At 69.9% G+C, this 12,468-nt stretch carries 10 protein-coding genes; 5 read left to right on the top strand and 5 right to left on the bottom strand.

Features of this window, described 5'->3' with window-relative positions; genetic code table 11:
- The first annotated feature begins 167 nt into the window (after window positions 1-167).
- The 4 genes from brxD to AB0H32_RS18290 all read left to right on the top strand — a co-directional run bounded on the left by brxD (window position 168) and on the right by AB0H32_RS18290 (window position 7,626).
- Window positions 168-1,481 (top strand): BREX system ATP-binding protein BrxD, encoded by a 1,314-nt coding sequence (gene brxD / locus AB0H32_RS18305; RefSeq protein WP_361121057.1) that lies wholly within the window; start codon window positions 168-170, stop codon window positions 1,479-1,481.
- Window positions 1,481-3,619, top strand: coding sequence for a DEAD/DEAH box helicase (locus AB0H32_RS18300; RefSeq protein WP_361121054.1), 2,139 nt, complete (start codon window positions 1,481-1,483; stop codon window positions 3,617-3,619). Before brxD ends, AB0H32_RS18300 begins: the two co-directional genes overlap by 1 nt.
- Before the next feature lie 52 nt (window positions 3,620-3,671).
- Window positions 3,672-4,430 (top strand): DUF3800 domain-containing protein, encoded by a 759-nt coding sequence (locus AB0H32_RS18295; protein WP_361121052.1) that lies wholly within the window; start codon window positions 3,672-3,674, stop codon window positions 4,428-4,430.
- 322 nt (window positions 4,431-4,752) lie between these two features.
- Entirely contained in the window at window positions 4,753-7,626 is a 2,874-nt protein-coding gene (locus AB0H32_RS18290) for a helicase-associated domain-containing protein (protein ID WP_361121049.1), read from the top strand.
- A gap of 114 nt (window positions 7,627-7,740) precedes the next feature.
- Here AB0H32_RS18290 and AB0H32_RS18285 read toward each other — a convergent pair whose 3' ends face one another.
- From AB0H32_RS18285 to ychF, 3 genes are all read right to left on the bottom strand, one after another.
- Entirely contained in the window at window positions 7,741-8,154 is a 414-nt protein-coding gene (locus AB0H32_RS18285; RefSeq protein ID WP_361121046.1) for a DNA-binding protein, read from the bottom strand.
- Entirely contained in the window at window positions 8,136-8,420 is a 285-nt protein-coding gene (locus tag AB0H32_RS18280) for a hypothetical protein (RefSeq protein WP_103541406.1), read from the bottom strand. The genes AB0H32_RS18285 and AB0H32_RS18280 overlap by 19 nt, the downstream gene beginning before the upstream one ends.
- Window positions 8,421-8,749: 329 nt before the next feature.
- On the bottom strand, window positions 8,750-9,838 hold the full coding sequence (ychF, locus tag AB0H32_RS18275; RefSeq protein ID WP_361121043.1) for a redox-regulated ATPase YchF: 1,089 nt from the start codon (window positions 9,836-9,838) through the stop codon (window positions 8,750-8,752).
- Window positions 9,839-10,018: 180 nt separating this feature from the next.
- On the opposite strand from ychF, the gene AB0H32_RS18270 reads away from it, so the two are divergent.
- Window positions 10,019-10,561, top strand: coding sequence for a DUF6542 domain-containing protein (locus AB0H32_RS18270; RefSeq protein ID WP_361121040.1), 543 nt, complete (start codon window positions 10,019-10,021; stop codon window positions 10,559-10,561).
- Window positions 10,562-10,583: 22 nt separating this feature from the next.
- Here AB0H32_RS18270 and ppgK read toward each other — a convergent pair whose 3' ends face one another.
- Together ppgK and AB0H32_RS18260 are read right to left on the bottom strand one after the other, a co-directional pair.
- Window positions 10,584-11,333, bottom strand: coding sequence for a polyphosphate--glucose phosphotransferase (gene ppgK / locus AB0H32_RS18265; protein ID WP_361121038.1), 750 nt, complete (start codon window positions 11,331-11,333; stop codon window positions 10,584-10,586).
- Between the two features lie 52 nt (window positions 11,334-11,385).
- Window positions 11,386-12,402, bottom strand: a complete 1,017-nt coding sequence (locus tag AB0H32_RS18260) for a 4-hydroxy-3-methylbut-2-enyl diphosphate reductase (RefSeq protein ID WP_361121109.1) — start codon at window positions 12,400-12,402, stop codon at window positions 11,386-11,388.
- Between the last annotated feature and the right edge of the window lie 66 nt (window positions 12,403-12,468).

Here is a 12,468-nt window from a genome sequence, read left to right as displayed (position 1 = left end):
GGCATCGCGACAACCCACCCCGTTCGATTGTACGGGCGCGATCACCACCCCCCACCCCTTTCCGCTCACCCCGTACCAGGGCTTTCGACCCCACGATCGCGGTGCCGAAGTGGATCGTGCACAGCGATCCCGGGCAGCAGGAGGAGCAGGTTTGCGAGGATGGCGCGGTGAATGACGTACGTGGTCAGGTCAGCGCCGTCCGGCGGCGAGGCGTCGTGGACGCGCTGCGGCGGGGAGCCGTGCCTGAGCAGGGGCTCGATCTGCTCGCGACCGGCCTCGACCGGTTCGCCCCCGCCTTGGACGAGGAGCTGGCAACCGTCGCGGGCGGCGGCTCCGTCTTCAAAGCGGTACGCGGCGAGTACGGCTCCGGCAAGACGTTCTTCACCCGGTGGCTCGCCGAGCGGGGCAAGGCCCGCGGATTCGCCGTCAGCGAGATCCAGGTGTCGGAGAACGAGACGCCGCTGCACAGACTCGAAACCGTCTACCGGCGGCTCATCGAGCGGCTCACCACCTCGGCCTTCCCGCCCAGCGCGCTGCAGCAGGTCGTCGACGGCTGGTTCTACGCGCTGGAGGAGGACGCCCTCGCCGACGGTGTCGCCGAGGACGCGCTCGCCGACGCCGTGGACCATTTGATGTCGGCACGGCTCGCCGAGGTCTCCCGGCACGCACCGGCCTTCGCCGCCGCGCTACGCGGTTACCGTCAGTCGCTCGAAGCCGGGGACGAGACGGCGGCAGCCGCCGTCCTCGCCTGGCTAGGCGGGCAGCCACATGTGTCCGCGGCGGCTCGCAAGGCCGCCGGGGTGCGCGGTGACCTCGACCACTTCGGAGCCCTCGGGTTCCTCCAGGGACTCCTCACCGTCCTGCGCGACACCGGTCACGCCGGCCTCGTCGTCGTACTCGACGAGGTGGAGACGCTGCAGAGGGTCCGCTCCGACGCCCGCGACAAGGCTCTCAACGCGCTGCGCCAGCTCATCGACGAGGTGCACTCCGGCCGGTTCCCCGGCCTCTACCTGGTGATCACCGGTACCCCGGCCTTCTACGACGGGCCACAGGGGGTACAGCGGCTGGCCCCCCTCGCACAGCGGCTCGCCACCGACTTCACGACCGACCCACGCTTCGACAACCCGCGTGCCGTACAGATCCGCCTGCCGGGCTTCACCGGGGAGCGACTCGTCCAGCTCGGACTGAAGGTACGGGACCTGTACGCCGCCGGAGCGGGCGATCCGGGGCGGATCCGGGCGGTGGCCGACGAGGCATATATCGACGACCTCGCCAAGGCCGTAGGCGGGCACCTGGGCGGGAAGGTCGGCGTCGCCCCGCGGATCTTCTTGAAGAAGCTCGTCGGGGACGTCCTCGACCGGATCGACCAGTTCGAGGAGTTCGACCCACGGGTCCACTACCAACTGACCGTTTCTGGGAACGAGTTGACCGCTGTGGAACGCAACGCGGCGACCGCGGACGACATCGGTCTCGAGCTGTGATGGCGCCGGACCAGCCGGACCGCCCGAACCCGGCGGACCGTCTACACCCCGTACTCCTGCACCACATCGTCAACAGCCTTGGCTGGCCCGACCTGCGCCCCCTACAGAAGGCCGCCATCGACCCGCTGATGGACGGCGAGGACGCCGTGCTGCTCGCCCCCACCGCGGGAGGCAAGACCGAGGCGGCCTCCTTCCCGCTGCTCGCCGCCATGGAAGCCGGCGACTGGCAGGGCACCTCGGTGCTGTACCTCGCCCCCCTCAAGGCCCTCCTCAACAACCTCGAACCGCGCCTTGCAACCTACGCGGGATGGCTCGGCCGGACGGCGGGGCTGTGGCACGGCGACACCAGGGAATCCGCCCGCAAGCGGATGCGGGTAGAAAGCCCTGACATCCTCCTGACCACCCCCGAATCCCTCGAAGCGCAGCTCATCAGCGAGAAGACCGACCACAAACACATGCTCGGCGGATTGCGGTCCGTGGTCGTCGACGAGGTCCACGCCTTCGCCTCGGACGACCGCGGATGGCACCTGCTCGCCGTGCTCGAACGCCTCGAGCGCCTCGCAGGCCGGCGCATCCAGCGCATCGGCCTGTCCGCCACGGTCGGCAACCCCGAGGACCTGCTGCACTGGCTGCAAGGGGCGCGACCACACGAGCGCGCGGGCCGCGTCGTCGCCCCCGGCGTTCAGCTCACGGCGCCTGAAGGAAGCACCCCACCACCCGGTGACGTCGAACTCGACTACGTGGGCTCCCTCGACAACGCGGCCAAACTCATCTCCCTCCTGCACGGCGGCGAAAAGCGTCTCGTCTTCTGCGACTCCCGCGCATCGGTCGAGGAACTCGGCGAGAAACTCCGCCTCCGCGGCGTGACGACGTACCTCTCCCACTCCTCCCTCTCGCTCGACGAGCGGCGCCGCTCCGAAGAAGCCTTCGCCGAGGCCCGCGACTGCGTGATCGTCTCCACCTCGACCCTTGAACTCGGCATCGATGTGGGCGACTTGGACCGGGTCATCCAGATCGGCGCCCCTGACACCGTCGCCGCCTTCCTGCAGCGCCTGGGCCGCACGGGACGGCGCGCCGGGACCGTACGCAACGCCCTCTTCCTCGCCACTGAAGAGCCCGCCCTCCTGAAGGCCGCGGCACTGCTCCTGCTGTGGGGCCGCCACTGGATCGAGCCCGTCGTCCCGCCGCCACAGCCGCGCCACCTCGTCGCCCAGCAGATTCTCGCCGCGGCCCTGCAGCAGCACACACTCGGCGACCGCACCTGGCACGAGGAGTGGAACGGTCTCGCCCCCTTCGACAAGAGCGCGACGTCGATCATGAAGTACCTGGTCGGCGAGGGCTTCCTGGACAGCGACGAAGGGCTCCTCTTCATCGGTCCCCAGGCCGAGAAGCACTTCGGCCGCCGCCACTTCATGGCCCTCACTGCGGCCTTCACCGCCCCGCCGCAGTTCACCGTCTACTTCGGACGCAAGGACCTCGGCACCATCGACCCCCGGCTTCTGCTGGAACAGCGTGAGGGGCCGCGCCTGCTGCTCCTCGGCGGACGAAGCTGGCAGGTCGGCCATATCGACTTCAACCGCAGACGCGCCTTCGTCGAACCCGCCGACGGCGGTGGCCGCGCCCGCTGGGACAGCTACGGGCTCAGTGGCCTCTCCTTCCCGCTCACCCGCGCCATGCGCGACGTACTCCTCGGCGCGGACCCGCCCGTCCGCCTCACCCGGCGCGCACAAGCACGCCTCGCCGAAGTCCGCGAGAACCGCGCCGCACACGTCGACGAGCACGGCACACTCCTGCTCCGCGAGGACGACAAGCTCGAGTGGTGGACCTGGGCCGGATTCCGCGCCAACGCCACCCTCATTGCCTCCCTCGGGACACTCGCCGACCCCATACAACGGCCCGACGACGAGCGGATCCGCCTCAATGCGGCGACAACAGCGCAGAGTTGGAAGGCTGCCCGCACCGACCTCGCCGACCACCTGGTCCTGCCCGAGGTCAACCCCCGCGCCGTACACGGCCTGAAGTTCTCGGCCGCCCTGCCCGAGCACCTCGCCACACGCACCGTCGCCGCCCGTCTGGCGGACTTCGACGGGGCCCGGTCCGTCCTTGACGAGGCGGTGCGCTGGGCGACACGGCAGTAACCCGCCGGAGCCTCTGCCCCTCAGGTCAACAAGCGCGTGCCGTACGAATCTTGTGTGCCACAATCACCCGGTGTTACTGACCTATGTCGACGAGTCGTACGACCGCCAGCGTTACTGGATGGTGGCCCTGGTCGTCACCGAGCATCATGTGCGTCCGCTGCAGCGCGCCCTCGACGCGGTGGTCCGCAAGGCGTCGGAGTCATACCCGGTCGACGAGTCCGCCGAACTCCACGGGCACGCATTGCTGCAGGCCAGGGAGGACTGGGCAGCCATGCGCACCAAGGAAGGTGACATGGTGCGCGCCCGGATCGGTGTCTACGGTGACGCGCTCAAGGCGATCGGTGCGCATGACGTACAGATCATCATCAGGGGTCTGAACCTGGAGCGGTACCCGTCTCGGGCGGAACTGCCTGTGCCGCCCCACCAGCGAGTTCTGAAAGATCTGCTGAGCCGCGTCAACGATCAGGCGCGGGCCTACGGGCAGTGGACGCTGATCATCGCCGACGAGATCGACGGGGCGGCCGAGCACCAACGGCACTTCCGCCTCTACCAGCGCGACGGCATCGACGGGACAGGGTGCGACCGGCTCCCGGAGATCGTCGACACGATCCACTTCGCCCCGTCCCGCGCAAGCCGCCTTCTCCAGGCTGCAGACCTCGTCGCCTACCTGTACCGCAGGCTCGCTTCTGGCCAGGACTCCAGCCCGCGGGCGCGGCAGACGAGTGAGCGGCTGTGGTCATACGTAGCCGGTCGGGTGGTGCACGAAGCGTGTGAGCAGCATGGGTCAGAGGATGACCAACCGGGTTCGTGATGCACAAAGGCCCCGCATCCGCGGGGCCTAGGGCGAATCGGGCGTCGCTACTTGAAGACGTCCCTGCTGCGCAGGCTAGCACGGTCCCCGGTCCGGCGGCAGTGCGCGTCTCATGGGCTCCTGGGGCGCGGCGGCAGGCTGCGACGAGCGTGGGAACCGCGTCTGAGCCGTCGGCCAGGGTGGGCCGGTACAGCAGAGGTGACCCTGTCGGGTGAGAACTTCGTACCGGATCTCATGGAATGAAATCCAGTATTTTACCAACCCACCCCGCCCCCTACATCCCGCATGGGTAGAGCGAAGCGGTTGCCACTAGGCTCGCCGGATGTCTGGGAGTTCTGGGATTGCCTCTGTCGCCGCCCTTGAGCACTGGCTGGCCGGGCTTGCGCCCGAGCGGCTGACGACTTTGCTGGAGGAGCGCGAGCTGCCGCGCGCCGCCGGCTACGAGAGGATCACCGGCTTCGGCGTACTAGCCGCACATCTGCTCACTGATACGTCGGTTGTGGCCGGGATGCTGTCCCTCGACGCGGCCCATTGGGATCTGCTTGAGGCCGTCGGCACACGCGCCATGGAACGGTACGGGCCGCCCCGCAGACCGCCCGCGCAGAACATCTATGCGCCGATGAACACGTATCCGCGGTTCGGCGACGGCGATGAGCGAAGCGGCGGCATCGAGCCGTACGACCGGCTCGTCCCCGAGGATGACCTGCTCAACTGGCTTCAGGAGGGCGGGGCTTCACTTTCCTGGGTGAAGTCGGGACTCGCGCGGCTGCGGGAGCAAGCCCTGCTGCTGCCCACCCCGGACGGGCAACTCGCGGTGCCCGCACGCGTACACCGGCTCGCCGCGGGCCAGGTCCACGGGCGTCGCGTGGACGAACTGCTCACCGGCGCCTTCAACGCCCCCGAGGTACGGCGCATCGCGGCCACGCTCGGCCTCGGCGACAAACTCTCACGCGGCGCCGCACAGGAAGGCATCACCGCCGTTCTGGGTGATCCGCAGCGAGTCCGCGCCCTGGTCGAGCAGGCCCCCCAGGAGGCGCACGATCTCCTGGAGCACCTCGTGCCGGGACCGCCCCTGATGCACACCCACTGCTTCGTCTCCCGATACGAGTCCATGGGCATCGCCTCGAACGCCTACGGCAGCACTCGGCGGTGGCATCCCGGCGACAAATTCACCTTCCGTGACGGCGGCAGCGGCGATGCGGGCACGGACTGGCTCGCCGCGCGCGGCATGGTCGTACCCGTCGGCCCCGACCTCGTCGAACTCTGCTACGAAGTGGGACACGCCCTGCGCGGTCCGCAGCCGTCTCCCACCATGCGGACCACTCCGCCGCCTCTGACCGCGGCGCCGGCGCTGCCCTCGTCCTGGCAGGACGAGGGCGGCATCGCCGCCGGGGCCGCCGCCTGGCGCGCCGCACTCGTCCTGCGGGAACTGGCGACGGCCCCCGTCGCCATCCGCAAGACGGGCGGTATCTCTGTACGGGAGACGCGGCGCCTGGCAAAGGCGGCGGGCGCGAGCGAGGCCGACACCAGGCTCTGGCTCGACCTCGCGGTGAACGCGGGCCTCGCCGCCCCCAAGGCAGACGAGGAAGCGCCCGCGGCACGCGGCCGAGGCCGCCGCACCGCTTCCCGTACGAAACCGTCCGCACGACTGCTGCCCACGTCCGCGTACGACACCTGGGCACGCGCCACACCGGCCGGGAAACTGCTGCCCCTGGTGGCCGCCTGGGCGGTGATCCCGGAGGTGCTGACCTGCTGGCCCGACGCGGACGAGCCGCCCGTCGCACTCGTCTCCCCGAGCGACGGTTACGCGGTACCGCTGCGTCGCGGCCTGCTCGCCGCCCTCGCCGCGCTTCCCGACGGACACGGGACCCAGGCCACGGGGGAGGCACGGCGCTCGCTGCTGGAGCGCGCGGCCTGGTTCCAGCCCGCTCTGTACGACGTCATGACAGCGCCGGACGAGCCCGACGCACCGGACGCGGACGGTCCGTACGACGCCGGTGACCTGCTCGCCGACCTGACGGACCCGGAGCCACTGGAACAACTCGCCCTGCGCGCCGACGAGAACGGAGTGCCGCTCGGTGACCTCGCCGCGTTCCTGGATCTCGCGCGGGAGCGTTTCACCTCCGACGGGCAAGGTGAGACGCCTGCGGTCGCGGGCGCTGATGAGCACTCACCCCTGGAGCAGCTCATCACGCTCGCGAAGACGGCCGGCCTGGGCAAGGTCGCCGACCTGCTCGCGGGTCTCGACCTCGACTACGTGGACACCGGAGACGACCACGACGGCACCGATGCCCTCCTGCAGCGGCTGCGCGCCACCCTCGACGAGGCCGAACTGCTCGGGCTCATCGCGCACGGAGCACTCACCGACGCGGGCCGCGCCGTACACGCGCTCCTCGAAACGGGAGCCTACCGGCACTACCCGTCCGTCCCCGGCGCGCACGCCGACCCCGCGAGCGAAGGGACCGGCGCCGCGGCGGTCGGCGCCGACCTGGCCGGGCATCCCCACCTGGCCGCGGCCGTGGCCGGCCTCCGCGACAGCCTGCGCGCGACGCTGCCCGAGCCCAGCACCACCGCCCACTTCCAGGCCGACGCCACCGCGACCGTCACCGGAGCACCCGCCACCGAACTGGCCGAACTCCTCACCGCCGTCGGCGACATCGAATCCGAAGGGCACGCCGTGGTCTGGCGCATCACCCCCGCCTCGCTGCGCCGCGCCCTCGACACCGGATGGAGTGCCGACGACATCCTCGAACGTCTCCAAGCCGTGTGCGCGAACGGCACCCGGCTGCCCCAGCCACTCACGTACACGATCAAGGACACGGCACGCACCCACGGCCGGCTCCGCGTCGTACGCAGCGCCTGCTGCATCCGCTCCGACGACACCGCGCTGATCACCGAAATCACCCGGGCCAAAAGCCTCGCCGCACTCGCACTGCGACGCATCGCACCCACCGTGGCCATCTCCACGGCCTCGCCGGAGACGACGCTCAGCGCACTGCGCCAGGCCGGATACGCCCCCGTACTCGAAGCGGAAACCGGCACCACGGTGATCGAACGCGCACCCGCGGACCGCGCCACCAGCACCGTCCCCACGCTCGACCAGGCACATCCCCAATACGGGCAGCGCACGAAAGGGCTGCCGTCCAGCGCGGCAGAACTCGGCCAGCAGCTCATCAAGGCCAAGGCACGGCGCTGACACAGGTGCACAGCCATCGGCGGGACCTCGCAGCCGCGGTTGTCGCCGGACAGTCGGCGCACGAGGCCCTCGCGCGGCAGCCGGTCCGCCCAGTCGGCAGCAGACCAGGGGAAATCACACCGCCACGAGCCGGACCCGATCGCCGCAGAGCTTGGTCATGTCGTCGATATCGGAGGTCAACACGACCACGGGGCGGTGCTGTCGCAGCGCGGCCTCGGCGACAGCCGCATCGAGCGCGTACTTGTGCCCGTGCAAACCGGCGTCCATCAGCAACTTCGAGGCTGCTCTCGCCTCCTCGTCACCGACCGGGACTACGCGCAACCCGGAGAGCACCCAGTTCAGGCGGGACTTGTTCGTACGCGAGTGGACAGCCTCGATGATGGTGAGCGCACTGATCACGACCTCCATGCCGCGCGAGCGCGCCTCGGCAATCAGAGCCACCACCTGCTCGTCGTCGGCGAGTAGCTTCGAGAGCCCCTCACTGTCGAGGATCAGCGTCCCCTCGTGACTCAGCCTGCGGCGGGCCACTCGGCCTCCTCGGCGAACACCTCGTCGAAGACCTGGCGCGCCCGCTGCCGGGCCTGCTCAGAGACCGGCCCCTTGCGGCTCTCGTAGTCCGCCAAGTACTCGTCAAGGACCTGGCCACGCAGCTCACGCTCGACCGCCTCAGCGATGAACGCCGAGAACTCTCGCTTACCCACCCGCGCCCGGATCGCCTCCGCGGTCCCCTCCGGCAGCGACAGGCTCACCCGCGTCGCCGGCCCTTCCCCGATGCTGTACGTCGTCTCGGCCATACCCCGAGTGTGTCAAACGAGTAGGAAAAGCGCCACGGCCCGGCCCTGCGCGAAGGCCCAGAGCAGTGAAGAAAGCGTGTGGACGGATCCGCCCCCGCCAGCCCCTCGCATCGGACAGCGCAGCGTCCGAAATCCAGCACGGCGTTGCCATCCCATCACAGCACGATCCCAGCACGGTACGGATGACCAGGGATGACGACAGGTGACGAGGGGTCAGCCATCCCAGCACCATCCCAGCACGGGAAAAAACTAAGGGTCCGACTCCGAGGAGTCGGACCCTTCCTGACCTGCATGTTTGCCAGATCAGCGACGTGGTGATATGTCACCCGCTACACATTGAAGCGGAACTCCACCACATCCCCGTCCTGCATCACGTACTCCTTGCCCTCCATACGGGCCCTGCCCTTGGCGCGGGCCTCGGTGACCGAGCCGGACTCGACGAGGTCGCCGAAGGAGATGACCTCGGCCTTGATGAAGCCCTTCTGGAAGTCGGTGTGGATCACACCGGCCGCCTCGGGGGCGGTGGCGCCCTTCTTGATGGTCCAGGCGCGGGATTCCTTGGGGCCGGCCGTGAGGTACGTCTGCAGGCCGAGGGTGTCGAAGCCGACGCGGGCGAGGGTGGCCAGGCCGGGCTCGTGCTGGCCGACGGACTCCAGCAGCTCCAGGGCCTCCTCCTCGTCCAGCTCGGCGAGGTCGGCCTCCAGCTTGGCGTTCAGGAAGATCGCCTCGGCGGGGGCGACCAGGGCGCGCTGCTCGTTCTTGAAGTCCTCGTCGACCAGTTCGTCCTCGTCGACGTTGAAGACGTAGAGGAACGGCTTGGTGGTGAGCAGGTGGAGGTCGTGCAGCAGCTCGTTGCGCTCGGTGCCCTGGACGATGCCGTGCGCGAAGAGCGTGTCGCCCTTCTCCAGGATCTCCTTGGCCTCCTCGACCGCCTTGACCTTCGGCGCGATGTCCTTCTTGATCCGCGACTCCTTATGGAGGCGCGGCAGGACCTTCTCGATCGTCTGGAGGTCGGCCAGGATCAGCTCGGTGTTGATCGTCTCGATGTCGTCCTTCGGCGAGACCTTGCCGTCGACGTGCACGACGTTCTCGTCCTTGAAGGCGCGGATGACCTGGCAGATCGCATCGGACTCGCGGATGTTCGCGAGGAACTTGTTGCCCAGGCCCTCGCCCTCGGAGGCGCCGCGCACGATGCCCGCGATGTCGACGAAGTCGACCGTGGCCGGGAGGGTCCGCTGCGAGGAGAAGATCTCGGCCAGTTTGGTGAGGCGGGCGTCGGGGACGCCGACCACGCCGACGTTCGGCTCGATCGTGGCGAACGGGTAGTTGGCCGCCAGCACGTCGTTCTTGGTCAGGGCGTTGAACAGGGTCGACTTGCCGACATTGGGCAGGCCGACGATTCCGATCGTGAGCGACACGTTGCGACTTCCCGTAGATGAGAGGGCCAGGGGCTGCCAGGGGCCAGAGACGCTGGCCGATCCACCAGTCTACGGCGTCCGGGGCAGGGGGCTCGCGGGAGCGTCGAACGCCTGGCCGAGCTCTCCCCGTCGGCGTGTCTGGGGGCCGGCCAAGCACATAAGCAGACCTAAGTTGGTCCAATGGAGCAACACAGATCGCGACCCCCGAATGGCGGACGGCGACGCGGCGTGCCCGGCGCGCCGCTGCCGGCGCAGTCACGGCGGCAGCAGGCCGGGCACCGGCCGGGGGCGGGGAGGGGCGCCGGCCCGGTCCGGGCGGCCCGGCCGGTGCCGGCGGGCGGGGTGCCGGGTCCCCGGCTCACCGGGCTCGGCGGGGGCCTGTTCTGCGTGACCGTGATGGTCGTGCTCGGCCTCCTGGACCAGCTGCTGTTCGGGGGGTCCCTGACGCTGTACGGGGTGCTGTTCGTGCCGGTGTGCGTGCTCACCGCGCTGTGGGTGCGCGGCGGTGACCTGCTCACCGCTCCCGTGGTGGTGCCGATCGGGTTCGCCGCGGGGCTCTTCCCCGTCGCCGACGGCAACGGGGGGCTGGTCGGCCGCCTGATGGGCCTGGTCACCGGGCTCGCCACACAGGCGGGCTGGCTGTACGGGGGGACGCTGGTCGCGGGGGTGATCGTGCTCGTACGCCGGGTGCGGTGGGTACGGAGTCGCCGGCGCCGCGGCTGACCGGCGGCCCGCGCCCCGCGTCCTACGCCCGGGTCTGCGCCGCGCGCATCGCGGCCCCGACGATGCCGGCGTTGTTCTGCAGCTGGGCCGGCACGATCTCGGCCTTGATGCCGTCGACGAGGTGCAGGAACTTGTCTGCCTTGCGGCTGACTCCGCCGCCGATGATGAACAGCTCGGGCGAGAACAGCATCTCGACGTGGGCGAGGTACTTCTGGACGCGGCGGGCCCAGCGCTCCCAGGTCAGCTCGCCGTCCTCCTTGGCCTTGCTGGAGGCCCGCTTCTCGGCGTCGTGGCCGTTCAGCTCCAGGTGGCCCAGCTCGGTGTTGGGGACGAGGGCGCCGTCCACGAAGAGGGCGCTGCCGATGCCGGTGCCGAAGGTGAGCAGGATGACCGTGCCGCCCCGGTCGCGGCCCGCTCCGAACTGCATCTCCGCGACGCCCGCCGCGTCCGCGTCGTTGACCACGGTCACCGGCAGACCGTTCAGCCGCCCGCTGAACAACGCGCGTGCGTCCGTGTCGACCCAGCTCTTGTCCACATTGGCCGCCGTACGGACCGTGGCGCCGCCGGTGACCACTCCGGGGAAGGTCAGGCCGACCGGGCCCGTCCAGCCGAAGTGGTCGACGACCTGCTTCACCCCGTCGGCCACGCCGTCGGGCGTCGCCGGGTGCGGGGTGAGCACCTTGCAGCGCTCCTGGGCCAGATCGCCCTTGTCCAGGTCCACAGGGGCGCCCTTGATCCCGGATCCGCCGATGTCCACGCCGAAGATCTGCATGGCTCCACGTTACGACGGACGACTGACAGTCACGCCCCGGGCGGACGCGCGCTCACGCGTCCGACGTACCCGATCCGCCGCGCTCGGCGACCAGGGCCGCAGCCTCGTCGCGCAGGTCGCGGCGGAGTTCCTTGGGCAGCGAGAAGGTGATGGACTCCTCGGCCGCCTTGACGAGCTCGACGTCCCCGTAGCCGCGCTCGGCGAGCCACTGGAGAACCTGCTCGACCAGGACCTCGGGCACGGAGGCGCCGGAGGTGACGCCGACCGTGGTGACGCCCTCCAGCCAGGCCTCGTCGATCTCGTCCGCGAAGTCCACCAGGTAGGCCTCGCGGGCGCCGGCGATCTTGGCGACCTCGACCAGCCGCTTGGAGTTGGAGGAGTTGCGCGAGCCCACCACGATGACCAGCTCGGCCTCGGCACCCATCTGCTTCACGGCCAGCTGGCGGTTCTGGGTGGCGTAGCAGATGTCGTCGCTGGGCGGGGAGACCAGCCCGGGGAACTTCGCCTTCAGGGCGTCGACGGTCTCCATGGTCTCGTCGACGGAGAGGGTCGTCTGGGACAGCCAGACCACCTTCGACTCGTCGCGGACCTCGACCTTGGCGACGTCCGCGGGGCCGTCGACCAGCTGGATGTGGTCGGGCGCCTCGCCGGAGGTGCCGATGACCTCCTCGTGGCCCTCGTGCCCGATCAGGAGGATGTCGTAGTCCTCGCCCGCGTACCGGACGGCTTCCTTGTGGACCTTGGTGACCAGGGGGCAGGTCGCGTCGATGGTGGCGAGGCGGCCCTGCCTGGCCTCCTCGTGCACGACCGGGGCGACGCCGTGCGCGGAGAACATCACGATGTTGCCCGGCGGCACCTCCTCCGTCCGCTCGACGAAGATCGCGCCCTTCTTCTCCAGGGTCTGCACGACGTACTTGTTGTGGACGATCTCGTGCCGGACGTAGATCGGGGCGCCGTACTGTTCGAGCGCCTTCTCGACGGCGATCACGGCGCGGTCCACACCGGCGCAGTAGCCCCGGGGGGCGGCGAGCAGGACACGGCGGCCAGGCGAAGCGGTCATGGGACCCATCGTAAGGCCGCGTTCGGCGGGCCTGGGATCGCGTACCCCCTCGCGCCGCGCGGAGGGCCGGTCTTC

The organism is Streptomyces sp. NPDC020362 (assembly GCF_040642095.1).
Taxonomy (GTDB): Bacteria; Actinomycetota; Actinomycetes; order Streptomycetales; family Streptomycetaceae; genus Streptomyces.
The sequence above is the reverse complement of the archived record's forward strand: the minus strand, read 5'-3'. Positions and strand labels throughout refer to the sequence as shown.

Coding starts and splice junctions, on each gene's coding strand:
- AB0H32_RS18290 (WP_361121049.1), top strand. CDS start 4,753: ATGTCTGGGAGTTCTGGGATTGCCTCTGTCGCCGCCCTTGAGCACTGG.
- ppgK (WP_361121038.1), bottom strand. CDS start 11,333: ATGCAGATCTTCGGCGTGGACATCGGCGGATCCGGGATCAAGGGCGCC.
- AB0H32_RS18260 (WP_361121109.1), bottom strand. CDS start 12,402: ATGGGTCCCATGACCGCTTCGCCTGGCCGCCGTGTCCTGCTCGCCGCC.
- AB0H32_RS18270 (WP_361121040.1), top strand. CDS start 10,019: ATGGAGCAACACAGATCGCGACCCCCGAATGGCGGACGGCGACGCGGC.
- AB0H32_RS18280 (WP_103541406.1), bottom strand. CDS start 8,420: ATGGCCGAGACGACGTACAGCATCGGGGAAGGGCCGGCGACGCGGGTG.
- AB0H32_RS18300 (WP_361121054.1), top strand. CDS start 1,481: ATGGCGCCGGACCAGCCGGACCGCCCGAACCCGGCGGACCGTCTACAC.